Annotated in this window: 20 protein-coding genes; 5 read left to right on the top strand and 15 right to left on the bottom strand. The window is 46.7% G+C overall.

The window, feature by feature from the left end; all coding sequences use genetic code 11:
- Positions 1–146 precede the first annotated feature (146 nt).
- The 4 genes from AABA75_RS01000 to AABA75_RS00985 are packed head-to-tail and all read left to right on the top strand — an operon-like array spanning position 147 to position 1103.
- Positions 147–302: a hypothetical protein gene (locus tag AABA75_RS01000; protein ID WP_338290487.1), complete on the top strand. Its 156-nt coding sequence runs from the start codon at positions 147–149 to the stop codon at positions 300–302.
- Between the two features lie 38 nt (positions 303–340).
- Entirely contained in the window at positions 341–496 is a 156-nt protein-coding gene (locus AABA75_RS00995; RefSeq protein ID WP_338290486.1) for a hypothetical protein, read from the top strand.
- Positions 497–545: 49 nt separating this feature from the next.
- Positions 546–680 (top strand): hypothetical protein, encoded by a 135-nt coding sequence (locus tag AABA75_RS00990; protein WP_338290484.1) that lies wholly within the window; start codon positions 546–548, stop codon positions 678–680.
- A 6-nt stretch (positions 681–686) separates the two neighbouring features.
- On the top strand, positions 687–1103 hold the full coding sequence (locus AABA75_RS00985; RefSeq protein WP_338290483.1) for a VOC family protein: 417 nt from the start codon (positions 687–689) through the stop codon (positions 1101–1103).
- Positions 1104–1122: 19 nt separating this feature from the next.
- On the opposite strand, the gene AABA75_RS00980 is transcribed toward AABA75_RS00985, so the two are convergent.
- From AABA75_RS00980 to AABA75_RS00910, 15 genes are all read right to left on the bottom strand, one after another.
- Positions 1123–2106 (bottom strand): GGDEF domain-containing protein, encoded by a 984-nt coding sequence (locus AABA75_RS00980; RefSeq protein ID WP_338290482.1) that lies wholly within the window; start codon positions 2104–2106, stop codon positions 1123–1125.
- Positions 2107–2214: 108 nt separating this feature from the next.
- Complete coding sequence (locus AABA75_RS00975; protein WP_338290480.1) at positions 2215–2634, bottom strand: VOC family protein; 420 nt, start codon at positions 2632–2634, stop codon at positions 2215–2217.
- A 3-nt stretch (positions 2635–2637) separates the two neighbouring features.
- Positions 2638–4023, bottom strand: a complete 1386-nt coding sequence (locus AABA75_RS00970) for an aldehyde dehydrogenase family protein (RefSeq protein ID WP_338290479.1) — start codon at positions 4021–4023, stop codon at positions 2638–2640.
- Positions 4024–4081: 58 nt separating this feature from the next.
- Entirely contained in the window at positions 4082–5380 is a 1299-nt protein-coding gene (locus tag AABA75_RS00965; RefSeq protein WP_338290478.1) for an adenylosuccinate synthase, read from the bottom strand.
- A gap of 111 nt (positions 5381–5491) precedes the next feature.
- A complete protein-coding gene (locus AABA75_RS00960) occupies positions 5492–5677 on the bottom strand; it encodes a DUF2065 domain-containing protein (protein WP_338290477.1) in 186 nt (61 codons plus the stop codon).
- Positions 5670–6836: an aminotransferase class V-fold PLP-dependent enzyme gene (locus AABA75_RS00955; protein ID WP_338290475.1), complete on the bottom strand. Its 1167-nt coding sequence runs from the start codon at positions 6834–6836 to the stop codon at positions 5670–5672. The genes AABA75_RS00960 and AABA75_RS00955 overlap by 8 nt, the downstream gene beginning before the upstream one ends.
- A gap of 116 nt (positions 6837–6952) precedes the next feature.
- Positions 6953–7828, bottom strand: coding sequence for a protease modulator HflC (gene hflC / locus AABA75_RS00950; protein WP_338290473.1), 876 nt, complete (start codon positions 7826–7828; stop codon positions 6953–6955).
- A 3-nt stretch (positions 7829–7831) separates the two neighbouring features.
- Positions 7832–8995: an FtsH protease activity modulator HflK gene (gene hflK, locus AABA75_RS00945; protein ID WP_338290471.1), complete on the bottom strand. Its 1164-nt coding sequence runs from the start codon at positions 8993–8995 to the stop codon at positions 7832–7834.
- Positions 8996–9080: 85 nt separating this feature from the next.
- On the bottom strand, positions 9081–10367 hold the full coding sequence (gene hflX, locus AABA75_RS00940) for a ribosome rescue GTPase HflX (protein ID WP_338290469.1): 1287 nt from the start codon (positions 10365–10367) through the stop codon (positions 9081–9083).
- Between the two features lie 23 nt (positions 10368–10390).
- Positions 10391–10645, bottom strand: a complete 255-nt coding sequence (gene hfq, locus AABA75_RS00935) for an RNA chaperone Hfq (protein ID WP_338290468.1) — start codon at positions 10643–10645, stop codon at positions 10391–10393.
- Positions 10646–10787: 142 nt separating this feature from the next.
- Positions 10788–11726, bottom strand: a complete 939-nt coding sequence (gene miaA, locus AABA75_RS00930; protein ID WP_338290466.1) for a tRNA (adenosine(37)-N6)-dimethylallyltransferase MiaA — start codon at positions 11724–11726, stop codon at positions 10788–10790.
- Positions 11719–13485: a DNA mismatch repair endonuclease MutL gene (gene mutL, locus AABA75_RS00925; protein WP_338290464.1), complete on the bottom strand. Its 1767-nt coding sequence runs from the start codon at positions 13483–13485 to the stop codon at positions 11719–11721. The genes miaA and mutL overlap by 8 nt, the downstream gene beginning before the upstream one ends.
- 19 nt (positions 13486–13504) lie before the next feature.
- Entirely contained in the window at positions 13505–14845 is a 1341-nt protein-coding gene (locus AABA75_RS00920) for an N-acetylmuramoyl-L-alanine amidase (protein ID WP_338290463.1), read from the bottom strand.
- Between the two features lie 9 nt (positions 14846–14854).
- A complete protein-coding gene (gene tsaE / locus AABA75_RS00915) occupies positions 14855–15340 on the bottom strand; it encodes a tRNA (adenosine(37)-N6)-threonylcarbamoyltransferase complex ATPase subunit type 1 TsaE (protein WP_338290461.1) in 486 nt (161 codons plus the stop codon).
- Positions 15333–16865, bottom strand: a complete 1533-nt coding sequence (locus tag AABA75_RS00910; RefSeq protein WP_338290460.1) for an NAD(P)H-hydrate dehydratase — start codon at positions 16863–16865, stop codon at positions 15333–15335. Before AABA75_RS00910 ends, tsaE begins: the two co-directional genes overlap by 8 nt.
- Here AABA75_RS00910 and queG point away from each other — a divergent pair.
- Entirely contained in the window at positions 16865–18013 is a 1149-nt protein-coding gene (queG, locus tag AABA75_RS00905; RefSeq protein WP_338290459.1) for a tRNA epoxyqueuosine(34) reductase QueG, read from the top strand. The genes AABA75_RS00910 and queG overlap by 1 nt on opposite strands.
- The last annotated feature ends 4 nt before the right edge of the window (positions 18014–18017 follow it).

Raw genomic sequence — 18017 nt, 5'->3', positions numbered from 1 at the left:
CATTCGCTGCCCTTTTTTGTGTCCATTAACACAACTTCTCAAAGCTCAAAAACTGTACTTCACAGCAGGTGAAATTTTCTCCCAAATGAGTAAAGCTATTAATGTCCTCGATAGGGAGGGCACTATTTTAATTATGGAGAAAGAAAATGAAGGAACTGACTATTAATGAAATAGACATGGTTAACGGTGGCGATGCGGCTGTTGCAATTGGCTTGGCGTTAGGCTTTATCGGCGCCTATAACGCGTTAAATGAATTTGGTGCGGGTCTGGGGGCCGGCCTCTACGATGGTATGCACAAGTAAGTCGCTGCTAATCAACATTATCAAAAGGAGATATGAACATGGAACAATTAACCGAATCACAAATAAAGCAGGTATCTGCTGGTAGCGACACGGGTAGCTTGGGTTACTCCATCGGTTACGGTATCGGCTATGTGCTAGGCGGTGGCGCTGGAACTGATCTTGGAATCTGGCTACACAAAGTCATCAACGACTAACCTCGTCCGGCTGCGGAATACCTCCGCAGCCTTTACAGTGGAGAAAGAGATGGATACTAGATTAAACAAAAATCGTAATACGTTGCTGGCATTGATTGCCTTTTTATTTGCCGTCGCTATATTTGGTGATGTTAGTAGCTTTGTAGAAGGATTTGTTAATGGTTTCAATGATGCAATTGGTTGATGTTTGGTGATATCAGGCATTAATCACCTGACCTTTGCGGTGAGTGATTTGGAGGTATCTCTAGATTTCTACTCAAATCTGTTGGGGCTCGCGGCAGAAGTGAAATGGAATAACGGAGCTTATCTTTCTGGACCCGGTATTTGGTTATGTCTCACAAAAGGCCGCCCAAACCCGGATCAGGACTACTCTCACGTGGCGTTCTCGGTTGAATCAGAGCAATTTACAGCGCTGCAAGAAAAGATTGTGGCGGCGGGATTTGGTACATGGCAGGAGAACACCAGCGAAGGCGATTCGCTTTACTTCCTGGATCCTGATAACCACAAGTTAGAAATCCATTGTGGCAATCTATCACAACGGCTGGATAGCCTGAAACAAAAGCCGTACGCAGGTTTGAAATGGCTGAATAGTACTGATAGTGATTAGAGAAATGGTGTAATCCGGCTCAGGCTTTGATACTGCAAACTTTATTGCGACCACTGTCTTTGGCTTGATACAAGGCCTGGTCTGCGCGCATTAAAGCGTGCTCGATATCATCGCCTTTAACCCATCCGGTAACGCCCAGCGAAATCGTTAATGGTGGCAAGCGTTTCTTTGTCCTGGCGTTCTTAAAACGCAAATGAGCGACGACAATGCGAAATCGCTCCGCAACCTCTATAGCTTGCTCGAGATTACATTCCGGCATCAAGATGACAAACTCTTCCCCACCAAATCGAAACGCCTGACAGGGCACAGGCAACTCTTCAACGAATAATTTCCCTAAGCGTTTTAAGATCAAATCCCCAACCAAATGACCGAACTCATCATTAAATTGTTTGAAGTGATCAATATCCGCAATAGCAACACAAAATTGCTTGAAGGATTTGTCTGGTAATGCTGCGAGGTACTCGTCCATACCAGAGCGATTTTTTAATTTGGTTAAACTATCGGTTATCGCCAGCGCCCTGGCAGTCTCCAGCTCCTTCATAAGGATATCTGACTGTTGTCGGGTTTCGGCTAGCTGTTTGTTTACTTTTTCCTGAGCGTTTCTGACGGTTTTTGCGGCACTGATAATATTGCTAATCAAAGTGCTATCAGTGTCCGTTCCCTGATCAATGGAATGTTCTAACTGGTCTACTGCAGTGCCACTTTCGCCATTCACCGTTTCCAGATGTTCGATACATTTATTTAGATTTTCGATACTTTTTTCAGATTTTGGCTTATTTTCAGAGATATATTTGTCAAATAGTATCTCCATTTCGTAAGGATCAGGACTGTGCTCGTCCAGGATACCTGATAAGGCCTTAGATAATTGAGCATTGGTTTCTGAAATATGTTGATAGGCAATAGCGTAATGTATGGGATTGTGAGCCAGTCCGTGCTTATCCAGGAAGGCCAACGCTGCCTTAGCGATAGTTTGAGCATCTAGATAAGAGTCGTGATAACGCATTACACGGAGTTCCCGTAACTGTTCTACACCATTACCTGGTATTCAGCTTTAAAAAACCAGAGTCAGATAACTAACTGAACAGTGTTCATATTTTGCACATCTGAATCGTTACTGTTTTGCAAAAAGAAACGCGGGATCCTTAAAAGCTTTAAATTCAAGGCGGTTACCAGTGCCATCCTTAATAAAAAATGTGCCTTGTTCTCCGGGCTTTCCCGCAAACCTTACATAAGGTTCAAGAACAAATTTAACCTGTTTTTCTCGTAGACGCGAGATTAATTCTTCCCAGTCAGACCAGTTTAGTACTACACCAAAATGCGGAACGCCGATGTCTTTCCCATCCACCAGATTTACGGTTTCGCTTAATTTGAGGTTTTGATCCAGATGAGTAACCAGCTGATGCCCCCAGAAGTCCCAGTCGATCCAGAATTCAGAGCTCCGACCTTGCTTACAACCCAACAGGTCGCCATAGAATGCACGAGCCAACTCCAGGTCATGTACGGCGATGGCAAGGTGAAATGGTGTCAGCATTAGCTACACCATCATTTTCAACATTTTAAGCTTTTTCTCAGTGTAGGGTGGATAGCGAATGTCCACATCCAGGGCGAAACTGCGCTCCATCACCGCTTTTAAGTGGCTAAAGGTATCAAAACCTGCCTGACCGCAATAGCTGCCCATGCCGCTGGTGCCAACACCGCCAAAAGGCAGATCCTGATTGGTCATGAACATCATACCATCATTGACACAGACATTACCGGCGCTTGTCTGATGCAGCACTGCATGAGTAACCAGTTTATCTTTGCTAAACACATACATGGCCAATGGCTTAGAGCGCTGATTAATAAAGTGAACAGCCTCTTCAGTTTTGCGATAGGTCAAAATGGGTAAAACAGGACCAAATATTTCCTGCTGCATCAGAGTAGACTCGGGGTCAGGTTCAAGCACGAGAGTTGGAGCGATATAACGTGTTTGCTCATCACCCTCTCCACCAGTAATCACATTTTGACCATCTAACAAACCCATAATACGCGCCCAATGGCGAGTATTAATGATGCGTGCGTAGTCTTTACTGTCGGCAGGTTGCTCGCCGTAAAAATCGGTAATTTTTGCCTGAAGCTTTTCTATAAAAGCCTCTTTGATGCTCTCATCCACCAAAATATAGTCTGGCGCGACACAGGTTTGACCGGCATTCATCCATTTACACCAAGCGATTCTGGATACGGTAACATCCAAATTAGCACTTTTGTCTACCACGCAAGGGCTTTTGCCCCCTAACTCTAATGTAACGGGTGTAAGATGCTCCGCCGCAGCGCGCATAACAATCTTACCTACGGCCTCACCACCGGTATACAAAATATGATCAAAGCGCTGTTTTAATAGCTCTGTGGACTCTTCTACCCCCCCTTCAACCACGGCAACGGCGTCACCATCCAGATACTTGGGTACCAGTTCCGCCATCAAACGCGAGGTGTTTTCCGCCAGTTCAGAGGGTTTTAAGATGGCACAATTGCCCGCTGACAAGGCTGCAACATAAGGCGCAATCACCAATTGCCAGGGATAATTCCAGGCACCGATAATCAGTGCCACGCCCAGTGGTTCCGGTTGCAGATAGCTTTTTCCCGGTTGCGCGACTAAAGGTGTTTTCACCTTACGGGGTTTCATCCACTTTTTCAGATGCTTAATGGTATGGTCGACTTCAGTGCTGATATAAGAAATTTCAGCTGTCCAGGCTTCTTGTTGACACTTTCCGAGATCCGCCTCAAGTGCAGCTCTGATTTTTTCTTCATTATCCAGCGTCATTTTTTTAACTTGCTGAAGCTGCTGAATACGCCACTGTGCGGATCGCGTTTTCCCGGTGGCATAGGTGTTGCGCAAGCGGGTCACTATGTCGGGAATACTATTTGCGTTTTTCGCGTCCATGGTTAGCTCCTGAAATCAATTTGTTAACAGCAAAAAGCCGCTCTAGAGCGGCTTTTTATCAGGCATCATAAGGATGAGTCAGAATGATAGTTTCGTTTCTATCAGGTCCTGTAGACACTATATGCACTGGTACGCCAGTCACCTCTTCGATGCGCTTAATATAGTCTCGCGCAGCTTGCGGTAGTGCATCGATAGTTTTAGCACCAAAGGTATTGTCGCTCCAACCTGGCATCGACTCGTAAACAGGTGTAACGGCATCGTAGCCGTCTGCGGCCATGGGCGGTACATCTTTGATGTTACCCTCGGCATCTTTATAACCGACGCAAATTTTTAGTTCTTCCAAGCCATCCAGAACGTCCAATTTGGTCAGACAGAATCCAGAAATAGAGTTAATTTGCACGGCGCGCTTCATTGCTACGGCGTCAAACCACCCAGTGCGGCGTTTACGGCCCGTGGTGGCACCGAACTCGTGACCTTTAACACCAAGGTGTTCGCCCACTGCATCGTCTAATTCAGTAGGGAAAGGACCGGAACCCACACGTGTTGTGTAGGCTTTTACAATACCCAACACGTAATCCAGATTCAGCGGACCGAAGCCAGCACCTGTCGCCACGCCACCAACGGTGGTGTTGGATGAAGTTACGTAAGGATAAGTACCGTGGTCGATATCTAACAAGGTACCCTGAGCCCCTTCGAACATAATCTTTTCACCTGCCAGACGGGCTTTGTCCAGCATGTCGGTGACATCTACAACCATAGATTTCAAGATATCTGCAATGGCCAGCACTTCTTGTAATACTTTATCGTAACTTACCGGCTCAGCTTTGTAATAATGCTGCAGTGCAAAATTGTGATATTCCATCACTTCTTTGAGTTTTGCTGCAAAGCTCTCGACACAGAACAAGTCACCCACACGCAAGCCACGGCGTGACACTTTGTCTTCATAGGCAGGGCCAATTCCGCGACCTGTGGTGCCGATGGCTTTATTGCCACGGGCTTGTTCGCGGGCTTTATCCAGCTCAACGTGATAAGGCAGAATAAGTGGGCAGGCTTCGCTGATCACCAGACGTTCTTCCACCGGTACACCGCGCTCTTTGAGCATGGCAATTTCCTTCATCAACGCTTCCGGGCTCAATACTACGCCATTACCGATAACGCATTTTACGTTGTCGCGTAGAATACCAGAAGGGATCAAGTGCAATACGGTTTTTTCACCGTCGATTACCAGGGTGTGTCCAGCATTGTGACCGCCTTGATAGCGCACCACATACGAAGCTTTGTCTGTTAACAGGTCGACAACCTTACCTTTACCCTCGTCACCCCATTGAGTGCCAAGGACCACTACATTATTTGCCATTTACATTGCTTTGGTTGAAAGTTAAGCGGGGATTCTATCAAGTTGAGGGACCTGATTCATCTATTTTGTCATGAAAATCCCGATTTTCAGCACAAATCAAGGCTATCTGCTTTAGCTTTGCAGAAACCACAACAGAATCGCGCCAGCGATCACCATAACACCGCCAATCTGTTGCAACTGATTACCCGGCAGTTGCGCCAGACTTTGCAAATATTTCCGCCAACGGTTGGGAAATAATAAGGGGCCAATACCTTCCAGGATCAACAACAATGCAAAGGCCACTGCCAGACTAGTCATGATAATTTTCCAGACAGGATAAATTAATATCCGCCACCTCGTGATAGGGTGCAAAACCAAAGCGCAAACGGGTACCGCGATAATCGGTTTCAATATGGTGGGATTTTAAAAACTGATGTAACGATGCGGCTTGCTCGTTTTTTTCGAATTCAAAGGTCAAAAAGTGACCATGCTGTTCAGGCGCTATTAACAGTAAATTAGCTTTGGTTAAAACGGTTTGTTGTAACGACTCGAGGTGTGACAAAAATGCCTGCTGTAACGTTTGTACATGTGCATGGATGGCGGCAATGCTGATGTTTTCTGTTTGCCACAAGTTGAACACCGCCAACTGTCGATAAATACCCGAATAGTCCATAGTAGAACCCGCAAAATGAAAACCATTGGTGGCGTAATCCACCTTGCGGGATTTAAATTTTTGTAGCTCGCCGAATTCAGCATACCAACCGGTATACAAAGGACGACTCAAAAAACCTTTGGGTACATGCATGAAACAAACACCTTCACCACCTTGGGCATACTTGTAGCCACCTGCGAGGTAGAATATGCGATTGCGATGAGCCGAAATATCAACGGGCATGGCACAAAAGGCATGATAGCCGTCAATCATAATCACCGTGTCGGGGTTCTCTACTGAGGCAATAATCTTATCGATGCTTTGTACGGCAAAACCGGAATTAAAAAATACCTGACTGCAAAACACTAAATGGGGATCGTTGTATTGCACCGCGTCTGCAAAACGAGATTCAAAACTATGAAGCGGTTGCACCGGAACTTTAATAACATGAATATTTTTCAACTCATCAAGACGATTTATCTGGCGATTAAAGCTGTGAAACTCGCTATCGGTTGTCACAATAGTAAGCTCGGCACTTAAATCCAGACCGGAAATTACCCTGAATAGCAATTCGTGAGTATTGGGCGCAAACACCACCTGTTCCGGTTGTCCGGTGCCCAGAATACTAGCAATATGTGTCTGCAAAGCCGGTACTTTTTCTTCAAAGAAATAGCCCCATTTGTCATCCACTAAACGCGCTGAATCATCCCAATAATCCAACATCGCCTGGCGGGTGACATCCGGCCAGTAGTGATGGCTGTGGCAAGCGTAATGCTGCACATTCTTATTGTTGCTTAAGAAGTGTTGATAGTGGTGCTTTAACATCAGGGATCCCGGCTAATTTTGATTTGCCAACTATACAAGTAATCCAAAAAAATTACTGCTGTTCCAATAACAAAAAACCCGCTTTAAAGCGGGTTTTTCAGTTTACATCCAGACGCTTAGTTCTGATTCTTCATGTATTTGAAGAAGTCATTGTTAGGCTCAACCACCAAAACGTCTTGCTTACTGCTAAAGCTGGCTTTATAAGCATCCATACTGCGTAAGAATGCATAAAACTCAGGGTTCTTGTTGTATGTATCCGCGTATATTTTGGCCGCAGTTGCATCACCTTCACCTCGCAGTTGACGGGCATTACGCTCTGCATCAGCCAACATAACAGTCACTCGACGATCGATGTCTGCACGAATGATTTCCGCCTGCTCTTGACCTTCAGAGCGGTGCTCTTTGGCCACTGCAGTACGTTCTGCACGCATACGGTCAAAAATAGAGTTACTGACTTCCAGTGGTAGGTTGATTTGCTTAACGCGCACGTCAACAATTTCAATACCCAAATCATCAGATGTTTGAGAAGACTGTTCTAGTGCTTCGTCCATCAACTCTGAACGCTCACCAGAGACAATCTCAGAGATGGTGCGGGTACCAAATTCAGAGCGCAAGCCATTGTTGACTTTCTGCTTTAGCAGGGCCTCAGCTTGGGCTTTTACCCCACCGCGTGTGGCCAGGTAATATTGCGCAAAATCACTGATACGCCACTTCACATAAGAATCGACGATAAGGTCTTTTTTCTCTGATGTTACGAAGCGATCAGGTGCGTCATCCAGGGTTTGCACACGTGCATCAAGGATCTTAACCCGATCAAAGAAAGGGACTTTGAGGTGTAAACCAGGCTCAAACACCTTAGTTTCTTGATTGTCATCACGCTGTACTTTACCAAACTGAATAACGATACCGCGCGTGCCCTCTTCTACTACAAACAATGAGTTGTAGCCTAATAGAGCAACCACAGCAGCGAGAATTAATATAAGATTCTTCATAGCTTAGTTTCCTCTCCCAGAGCGAAATCTGTTATCACGAGCGTTAGCCGCAGGCGTATTGTTACTGTTGCTCGGATTTGTGGCGTTGTTTCTCAACCCTTCAATGGTATTGCGACTAGCCGGTTCATTCGCGGAGCTCTGTTGTCTTTCCAGTATTTTATCCAGTGGCAAATACATCATGTTGCCACCGCCTTGAGTATCCACCACAATTTTACTGGTGTTGCTATACACCTGTTCCATCGTTTCAAGATACAGACGCTGTCTGGTAACCTCGGGAGCTGCAGTGTACTGTGGTAACAGCTCTTCAAAGCGAGCCACTTCACCTCGTGATTCCAGAATCACACGTTCTTTATAGGCTTGCGCTTCTTCTTCCATACGGCTTACCTGACCACGAGCTCGTGGCTCGATTTCTCTGGCGTAGGCTTCAGCTTCACGGATAAAACGAATTTCATCTTCCTGAGCGGCAATGGCATCATCGAATGCAGCCTTAACCTCTTCAGGTGGACGAGCGTCTTTAAAGTTGAGGTCGGTGATGGCGATACCCATTTTGTAGGGTTCGATAACGCCTTCCAGTTCCTCTCGAACTTGTTGGCGCACCACTTCCCTACCACTGGTTAGCACATCATCCATTGCAGAATGTCCAACGACATAACGCAGCGCAGCATCCAATGCCTGACGAAGACTTTCATCAGGTTGCGTCACGGCGAAGGTGTATTCGTAAGGCTCTACTACGCGGTACTGCACTTCCATTTCAACACTTACTACGTTTTCATCTTCGGTCAGAATGAAACCAGACGCAGGTAAAGTTCGAATGGTTTGCACATCCACCGGATAAACCCGGTCAACGAACGTTGGACGCCATTGCAGACCAGGTTCAACAAAGGAGTGAAACTGGCCAAAACGCAATACCACACCGCGCTCGGCTTCTTTGACGGTATAGAATCCGCTGACTACCCAAATGGCCACCAGCACGCCGATAATTACACCGGCACCTAAACCGCTCAGTCCTTTCCCAAAGGAAGGCCCTTTACCAGAGCCACCTTTAGAACCGCCGAACTTTTTAAAGATATTTTTAAAGATATCATCTAAATCTGGTGGGCCCTGATCGTTGTTATTACGATTTTTCCAGGGATCTTTATCGTTCCCACCCGGCTCATTCCAGGCCATGCTGTTCTCCACAGTTAAATTAAAATAATTAACGAGTTAAGTTACTGGAAGACAAATAAAACTACCAGTGCTTAAGCTAAAATATTCAATCTTCGATGATGCTGTTTAGATCTGCATCAAAGTGCTTTACCAGACGATGCCAATCTTTGGCAGGCATTCGTATGTCTACCAGCCAGTCACCGTTATCTGAATACGCTTCGTGCGCGATACAGTTCAACGAATACAAAGCGCCTTTGATGCGTGCCAATGCAGGTGGTACCCGCAACCGATGATGCACCATCTTTTCCGATAAACACTCTGTGAGGGCATTTAGTAATAAATCAATCCCTACTCCTTGCTGAGCTGACAACCAAACTCGAATCGGGCGCCCTTCGTCGTCGCGATCAATTCTTGGCTGCATCCCCTCCAGACGATCTATTTTGTTGCATATCAATAGTTGTGGTACGTCGCTGGCCTCAATTTCGTTCAAAACCGCATTAACTTGATCGGTATTTTCTCTGAAACGCTCATCGGAATAATCGACGACGTGTAACAGTAAGTCTGCCGATTGAGTTTCTTGTAGTGTGGCTTTAAAGGCCGCCACTAAATCGTGCGGTAAGTGTCTGATAAAGCCTACCGTATCTGCGAGAATCGCCGCACCTACATCTTGTAACTGAATTTTTCGAAGTGTGGGATCCAGAGTGGCGAATAATTGATCGGCGGCGTATACCTCTGAAGCGGTAATGGTATTAAACAGGGTGGACTTTCCAGCATTGGTATAACCCACCAAGGAAATCGTAGGCAATTCGGCCCGATCTCTGGAGCGACGACCTTGCTCTCGCTGCTTCTGCACTTTTTGCAATCGCTTTAAAATGCTCTTGATGCGTTCCCGCAATAAACGCCTGTCGGTTTCCAGCTGGGTTTCACCCGGACCACGCAAGCCAATCCCGCCTTTTTGGCGTTCAAGGTGGGTCCAACCTCTTACCAAACGAGTTGAGATGTGCTTTAACTGGGCCAGTTCTACCTGAAGCTTACCTTCATGAGCTCTGGCGCGCTGGGCGAATATATCCAGGATCAAGCTGGTGCGATCCAATACCCGACACTTGCAGAGTTGTTCCAGGTTGCGCTCTTGCGACGGGGATAAACTGTGGTTAAAGATCACCACATCGGCATTGTTGGCGCGCACGGCGTTGGCTATTTCTTCCGCCTTACCACTGCCAACAAAATATTTGGGAGCCGGGTTCTGACGCGACCCGGTAACTATATCAACTGCATTGACACCTGCCGATGAAACCAGCATCTGCAATTCTTGCAGATCTTCTTTGCTCTGTTCATCGGAGAAATAGATATGTACTAATACAGCCTGTTCGCCAGCTTCGTAACGGTCAAACAAGCTTCATTTCCTTACCTTGAGAATTATTCAGACTGAATATTATCTCCATCCCCATGGTCGTTGGCAACCATTGGAATTGCTCGGGCAGGTACAACTGTGGAAATTGCATGCTTGTAAACCATCTGGCTTACCGTATTTTTTAACAAAATAACGAATTGATCGAAGGATTCGATTTGCCCTTGCAGCTTTATGCCATTTACAAGATATATCGACACGGGAACACGTTCTCTACGCAAAGCGTTTAAAAACGGGTCTTGTAATGATTGTCCCTTAGCCATTTTCAGCCTCTTGTTCTTCTTATCTTTTTTGTTGTTCTGGTTGAGTGTAAGGCTGCTTTAAAGCAGCTTAATATCAGTATACAGGATTTACCTTTACTGTATACACTCATACTAAATGGGTCGTTAGAACAGCATATTCAAGTTACAACTTTAAGAATAAATCTTTAACCCGCTTTACATTGTCACTGGAAAACGTATCCAGCCAATGCAACCCCGGCCAACCTCGCAGCCAAGTGAGCTGGCGCTTAGCCAACTGCCTCGTAGCGACAATACCACGGTATCGCATTTCGTCAAAATCATACTTTCCTACTAGATATAACCACATTTGACGATAGCCAACACAGCGCATCGATGGCATGTCGAGATGCAAGTCACCTCTTTGCACTAACTTTTGCACTTCCTGTTGGAACCCCATATCCAGCATAATATCAAAGCGTTTCTCTATACGTTGATGTAGAACACTTCGATCATCTGGGGCAATCGCTAGCTGCAATATATTATAGGGTATAGATGAGGACTTGCTCGCCGTCAATTCTGTCATACTTTTGCCGGACAAGCGGTAAACTTCAATAGCCCGCATCAGTCGTTGCGGGTCATTGGGGTGAATTCGCTCCGCTGAAACCGGATCTATGCTGCGTAATTCGTCATGCAGAGCCTGCCATCCATTGAGTTCCACTTCTTCGCTGATCTGCTTGCGCACCCCCTCATCGGATTCCGGTAGTTGCGAAATGCCGTCGATCAATGCCTTGTAATACATCATTGTGCCCCCCACCAGCAAGGGTACCTTGCCCTTGTCAGTGATCTCCTGCATTTCTCGCAAAGCATCTTTTCTGAATTGGGCCACCGAATATGACTCTGCGGGGTCCAGAATATCTATCAGGCGATGCGGAGCAGCTAGCTGCTCCGCTACAGAAGGCTTGGCTGTACCGATATCCATATCCCGATAAATAAGCGCAGAATCCACGCTGATAATCTCACAGAGTCCGCTCTGCACCAGGCTAATAGCGAGATCTGTTTTACCAGACGCCGTTGGCCCCATCAGAAAAATGGCCTTGGGTAATGCCGATATCTCACTATTCATCTAATTGCCCTAACCATGATTGCAGAGGCACCTGTTTTGCTCCACACGCCAATAAAGCTTGCTTATCTTCACTCACTTGGAGCATCTCTGACAGTGTTGTGCTCAGCGCACCCGGTTCTGGCTCCCAAAACCTTGCCATGGTATTGATGATCGCCTCTGCTGAAACATCTTCGCCGTCTAGCAAAGCGACGAAGATCTCCTGCCATCGCTGTTTACGAGCACCTATCGGCACTTGTTTTAAAATCAGTTTATTTGAAAAAGAATGTACGTCCATCCCCAATTTTGCAGCGTTGTCGCAAAATACAGTGATATCCATGAGCTTTGAGGGTTTTGCTGATACCGGTAATAGCAGCGGCTGTGAAGCAGGGGTATCAGTTAAGTAACGCGTAGCCAAATGTCTCGCCACCAGCTGCTGCTGTGGTAAGTAATAAAACTCAGTGGCTCGTTTAATTAAAAACCCTTTGCCCGGTATGGGCAAAATCGAATCGTTTTGAATGACGTGTTTTTCATTTAACTCCGGGGTCGACTTCTCGATGTCGTAATGGCTGCTAACCAGCTGCGTATAGTGACTCGCCGCTTCGGAAATATCTCGCCGCACTGCTGAGCTATCACCGCTCGTTGATCTCGCATATCCGCTAGCATACCCTGAACTCGATGGTTGCAGCGGCTGCAAGGGTTTAATGTAGTCATTTTCCTGCTGGTAATTGTGCCGAGGTTCAGAGGATTTAGGTGAAACATTGTCACTATCTTGATCACTCTCGAACTGTGCATTCAAAGCATCACAGACACCGGAGTATATGAAGTCGTGTACCAGGCGAGCCTGGTGAAATCGCACTTCATGCTTGGCTGGATGTACATTCACATCCACTTCATCGTGCGGCAAAGTGATGTAAAGCACAAAGAAGGGGTATTTATCTGGGGGCAACAATCCTTCGTAGGCCTGTCGGATCGCATGCAAAATCAGTTTATCTCGCATCATGCGGTTGTTAACAAATACGTATTGCGTGTCATTTATGGAGCGAAATGCCCCTGGTTTAGAAACCCAGCCCTGCAATGCAAAATGTTGATATTGACTGCTCAATTGCAATAAATCCTGACAGAGGTTGCCGCCACAAATTTGCTGAATGCGTTTGATGTGCTCTTCGGGGCTGCTAATGGCAGGCAAGGACTTAATCAGCTTGCCGTTGTGCTTGAGTTTTAGTGCAATATCAAAGCGACTCAATGCAATGCGCACAAAGAGTTCTTCAATATGATTAAATTCCGTTTTTTCGGTGCGCAAAAATTTGCGTCTGGCTGGCGTATTAAAAAATAAGTCCAGCACTTCAACACTGGTGCCTTGGGGATGGGCCGCAGGTTCTACAATCACCTGCATATCACGCCCCTCACAGCGAGCCTGCCAAGCTTCTGTTTGCCCTTCAGGTCTTGAGGTAAGCGTTAATCTGGATACTGAGCTTATACTGGCTAAGGCTTCACCGCGAAACCCCAATGTAGCAATATGTTCCAGGTCATCTAGTTCTGAAACCTTACTGGTGGCATGGCGACTTAGCGCTAATACCAGTTCATCTTTGACCACACCAGAGCCGTTATCGGTCACCTTTATTTTCTTATGGCCACCTTTTTCCACGTCAATCAGGATTTGTGTTGCCCCGGAGTCAATACTGTTTTCCAGTAACTCTTTTAAAACGGAGGCGGGACGTTCAACCACTTCGCCGGCGGCGATCTGATTGGCCAATCTGGCGGGCAATACTTTAATGGGCAAGGGGTTATCGACTCGTAGTTTAGCTTTGTGGAATATTTAAAACCTGACCAATTCTCACTATATCACTGTTGAGATTATTGGCTCTTTTCAGGTTGTTGACACTAACATTGTAACGCAAAGCCAGTTCACTGAGGGAGTCCCCACGCTGAACTTTATGCGTGCGAGATTTGGGTTTTTGTTTTGCCCATAGGGTGCCATCTGGCGGTGTGGCGCGAAAGTGGGCCTTTATGCCCTTAAATATTGAGCGAGCAAGGTTGTGTTGATGCTTGCTCCAGTTGAGATTTTTCTCATCTCTGGGATTAGATATAAAGCCAGTTTCCACCAAAATGGAAGGAATATCAGGTGAAGTCAGTACCGCAAAGCTCGCCGCTTGCGGCGACTTTTTGTGCAGTTTCATCATGGCCCGCAACTCAGACAATATATTGCGGCCAACGTCATAACTTGTAGCGATTGAGTGGTCCATCGACATATCCAGCAGAGCTTGCGTTAAATAGCGCTCGTTATTGGTGTCCTGTATTATTTCAGCAGCACCGCCTAATAGCTCTGAGTGCTGTTCGGTATTCTCCAACCAACGACCTAATTCACTGTTGGCACGTCCGGTAGATAATACCCAAACCGAGGCACCATTAGGTTGCGGCTGAGTAAAGGCATCCGCATGAATGGAAACGAACAAGTCGGCTTTTTTCTCTCGAGCAATTTCGGGGCGGCGATTCGGGGTTAAGTAATAATCTCCGGTTCTGATCAACACTGAGCGCATGCCCGGTTCATCATCCACCAAGTCTGCAAGCTTTTTAGATATGCGCAGCACGACATTTTTTTCATAAGTGCCTGTAGGGCCTATAGAGCCGGGATCTTCTCCACCGTGGCCCGCGTCGATAGCGATGATAATGTCCTGGTGGCGCTTGTTTACTGGTTGTTCAATCAGGTTAGTTTGGCCCGGACGGTTGTCGGGCAGGTCAACAACCAACCTGTTGCCGTAGGGTGCAGTAGGTTGCAAAGCGAAAATCTGCGGTTTAACTTTTTTATCAAGCTCAAGAACGATTCTGACCGCGTCCTTAGATTTTGGTGTGCTGTAACGGATCTTTGTGACCAGCTCACTGCTATTGGCCACTTTGGACAGATCCAGTTTTTTTCCGGTTTCAGCTAAATCGATGACCAATCGATGCGGGTTTTGCAGGGTAAACCAACTATATTGCGGCTGGTTTTCGAGATCTAATACAACACGGGTATTGCTGGGAGATGGCCAAATGCGGACACTGTTGATGGCGTTAGTGCTTGCTTGAGCTTCAGACAGGAAAAAACCTTCGGACACCGAATAGGTAAAAAAAACCAGCAGGCAATAGCGCAACAATATCTTCATTGATACATATTATTTTAATTGTTGTATCAGTTCCCTTGCCTTGGGAGACTTTCCTAGTAACTCTATACTACGCCCTTGGTCGGTAAACTCAATACTTAACTCTAAATCCGGCGGCGGTAGCAGGCCCTCCCCTTTTTCGGGCCATTCAATCAGGTTGATAGTATCTGCCTGCTGATAATCCCTGATCCCCATAAATTCAAGTTCCTCCGGATCTGACAGTCGATACAAGTCAAAATGGAAGACCTTCAGGGTCTCAAGTTCATAGGGTTCAACCAAGGTATAGGTGGGACTTTTAACACTGCCAGTATGTCCCAGGCCTCGAATAAAACCGCGACTAAAACAGGTTTTGCCCGCTCCCAAATCACCATGCAGGTGAATGGTCCATGCGTAACCACTGGAAGAGCAAAAGCCAGCAATAACTTGTGCAAGGTTTTCCGTGTCCTGTTCCGAAGCGCTGCTAACAATAGCTGTCGCTGTAGAAGATTCACTATGCATCTGTTTTCTCGGTATTGACTAGTTTTCTTATATATGGGAATAAATCGCTGGCCAACAAGCCTATTTCACCATTTTCCTGCGCAGCAATATCAGCAGCATGGCTGTGTAAACAAACGCCGTAAAGTGCACTCAGCCGGTTGCTAATGCCCTTGGATAATAATGCACCCAGCACGCCACTTAATACGTCGCCCATTCCTCCAGTTGCCATACCCGGATTACCATTCTCACAAACCCAGGTATTGCCTTGAGAAGTAATGAGTGTGCCCGGGCCTTTCAGTACAGAGACAGTTTTAAAGGTTTGTGTTAATCGGGTAGCCGCTTTGTATCGGTCACTTTCCACCTCTGTTGCAGTGACTTTTAACAAGCGAGCGGCTTCACCTGAATGAGGGGTAATAATGGCCAGATTTTGGGGAATGACCAAACGTTGATGTTCCGCTATCAAGTTTAAGGCATCAGCGTCAATCACCAGGTGCTTGTGTTGCTCTAAACAGTGCGAAAGTGCCGCTTCCAAAACCTTAATTGACCAGCTATCTTGCCCAAGACCCGGACCAATTACGATGGCATCGCTCCAACCTAATGTCTGTTGCAGCTGCTCAGTTCGGGTCTCCACCATGATTTCAGGTCGCGTGTTATTCACTGTTTGTCTTGAGGCTTCGTGACAAAACACCTTAACCAGCCCTGTTCCTGTTCTCAGTGCAGCTTCGGCTGTGAGTCGAATGGCGCCACCATATTGTTCATTGCCGCCGATACACAGCAATTTCCCCATCATGCCCTTGTGACTATTTATTTTTCGGCCCGGAAAAGCGGGCATGTTTCTGAAATCTACAACTTTGGCAATTTGTTGTGCCAGGCGCTGAAACTCTTTACCTACCCCCAAATCATCAAAATGCAACTGCCCGCAAAGCTGCTTTCCCTGTCCGGTTTTCAATCCGCTTTTGATGCCTATAAAAGTACAGGTGTGATTGGCCTGTACAGCGATACCATTGGCAACTCCGGTATCGGCATGCATGCCAGAGGGAATATCAATACTGACCACCGGAATCGTTTGGTCGTTTAACCGTGCAATGACATCTGCATAGGGGGCTCTTACTACTCCGGAAACGCCGGTACCTAACATACCATCTACACAAACATCAAAATCACTGAGTTGTAATTTGCCAATGTCCAGTTGTGCGCCTTGTGCAGCAAGCCATTTAGTCCGGGCAAGACTGGCGTCTGCAGACAACTTATCCGGGTTGCCCAATTCACAAAGTGCACAGTGTAAGCCGGCTTCAATTGCCAGACGTGCTACCACATAGGCATCACCACCGTTATTACCATGCCCGGCCAGAACAATAATGCGCTGTGCTTCAGGATAAGTTGCAGTTAATAAAGAAAAGACTGCCCTTCCGGCATTCTCCATAAGTTGGTACATGGCAACACCGGCCAATTCGGCAGCCCTTGGCTCAACGAGACGAACCTGATCCGCGGTGTAAATATTGTGTGCTAAACTCTCCCGCTGGAACAGGTTTTTAAAGGTTTTCAATGTCTGCCCCTCCGGAAAAAAAATGGGTTGAACTCAGTAGTAATATAAAACAATGGGGCCACGAGTTGGGATTCCAGCACGTGGGTATTGCCGATATTAACCTGGATAAGCATAAAATAGCGTTACAATCCTGGTTGGACAATGGCTTTCATGGCGATATGCAATGGTTAGCTGAAAACCAAGACAAACGCTTGGCGCCAGAAAAACTGGTTCCCGGCACCTTGCGCGTCATTAGCGTGTGTATGGCCTACCTCCCGGAAAATGCCCAATTCGCCCAAAACCTCAAAGATAAACGCCGCGCTTATATCAGTCGCTATGCCACTGGCCGTGATTATCACAAAGTACTGCGCAGTCGTTTGAAAAAGCTTGGCGAAAAAATCTCTGGGCATTACCCCCAAGCCAAATGGCGACCATTTACCGACTCCGCCCCTGTGCTGGAACACGCACTGGCAGAAAAAGCGGGAGTCGGCTGGACGGGCAAACACAGCCTGACCTTGAATAGCAAAGCAGGATCGTTGTTTTTCCTGGGGGAGCTATTTGTCAATCTGCCACTGAGCACCGACCAGCCCGTAGAGGAAAAATGTGGCAGCTGTGTCGCCTGCATCACAGTGTGCCCAACACAAGCTATTGTTGCGCCATATGTAGTTGATGGTCGACGTTGTATCAGCTACCTGACGATCGAAAATAAGGGGGACATTCCCCTTGAGTTTCGCTCCGCCATAGGTAACCGCATCTACGGCTGTGATGATTGCCAACTAATATGTCCCTGGAATCGATATGCTCAGTTGACCGCAGAGCCGGACTTTGCCGTTCGGCAAAAACTCTCGGAAGCGACATTATTAGAGCTTTTCGCCTGGGATGAAGCAACGTTTCTAGAAAAAATGGCCGGCTCAGCGATTCGACGCATCGGTTTCGAAGCCTGGCAACGCAATATCAGCGTGGCGCTAGGCAATGCCGATTACCACGATGACATAGTGCAGGCACTAAAACACCAGCATCAGCATTCATCAGATATGGTAAAACGCCACATTGAATGGGCACTTGCAGCTCAAGCCGAAAAGCAAAAAAACGCAATGGAAAGTGCAAACTCACGTTTGACGCAACGCCTGATCAGAACCATTGAAAAGGGTATGCCTGACAGCGCCTGATGCG

The organism is Planctobacterium marinum (assembly GCF_036322805.1).
In the GTDB taxonomy this organism is placed as follows: Bacteria; Pseudomonadota; Gammaproteobacteria; order Enterobacterales; family Alteromonadaceae; genus Planctobacterium; species Planctobacterium marinum_A.
Note: the sequence above shows the minus strand (reverse complement) of the source record. Positions and strands in the feature narration are given on the sequence as shown.

Bases quoted from the DNA above. Each gene is read 5' to 3' on its own strand.
- miaA (WP_338290466.1), bottom strand. From the start codon at position 11,726: ATGAATAGTGAGATATCGGCATTACCCAAGGCCATTTTTCTGATGGGG.
- AABA75_RS00990 (WP_338290484.1), top strand. From the start codon at position 546: ATGGATACTAGATTAAACAAAAATCGTAATACGTTGCTGGCATTGATT.
- AABA75_RS00975 (WP_338290480.1), bottom strand. From the start codon at position 2,634: ATGCTGACACCATTTCACCTTGCCATCGCCGTACATGACCTGGAGTTG.
- AABA75_RS00980 (WP_338290482.1), bottom strand. From the start codon at position 2,106: ATGCGTTATCACGACTCTTATCTAGATGCTCAAACTATCGCTAAGGCA.
- AABA75_RS00960 (WP_338290477.1), bottom strand. From the start codon at position 5,677: ATGACTAGTCTGGCAGTGGCCTTTGCATTGTTGTTGATCCTGGAAGGT.
- AABA75_RS00970 (WP_338290479.1), bottom strand. From the start codon at position 4,023: ATGGACGCGAAAAACGCAAATAGTATTCCCGACATAGTGACCCGCTTG.
- AABA75_RS00955 (WP_338290475.1), bottom strand. From the start codon at position 6,836: ATGTTAAAGCACCACTATCAACACTTCTTAAGCAACAATAAGAATGTG.
- hfq (WP_338290468.1), bottom strand. From the start codon at position 10,645: ATGGCTAAGGGACAATCATTACAAGACCCGTTTTTAAACGCTTTGCGT.
- AABA75_RS00965 (WP_338290478.1), bottom strand. From the start codon at position 5,380: ATGGCAAATAATGTAGTGGTCCTTGGCACTCAATGGGGTGACGAGGGT.
- hflK (WP_338290471.1), bottom strand. From the start codon at position 8,995: ATGGCCTGGAATGAGCCGGGTGGGAACGATAAAGATCCCTGGAAAAAT.
- AABA75_RS00920 (WP_338290463.1), bottom strand. From the start codon at position 14,845: ATGAAGATATTGTTGCGCTATTGCCTGCTGGTTTTTTTTACCTATTCG.
- hflC (WP_338290473.1), bottom strand. From the start codon at position 7,828: ATGAAGAATCTTATATTAATTCTCGCTGCTGTGGTTGCTCTATTAGGC.
- AABA75_RS01000 (WP_338290487.1), top strand. From the start codon at position 147: ATGAAGGAACTGACTATTAATGAAATAGACATGGTTAACGGTGGCGAT.
- AABA75_RS00995 (WP_338290486.1), top strand. From the start codon at position 341: ATGGAACAATTAACCGAATCACAAATAAAGCAGGTATCTGCTGGTAGC.
- tsaE (WP_338290461.1), bottom strand. From the start codon at position 15,340: ATGCATAGTGAATCTTCTACAGCGACAGCTATTGTTAGCAGCGCTTCG.
- queG (WP_338290459.1), top strand. From the start codon at position 16,865: ATGTCTGCCCCTCCGGAAAAAAAATGGGTTGAACTCAGTAGTAATATA.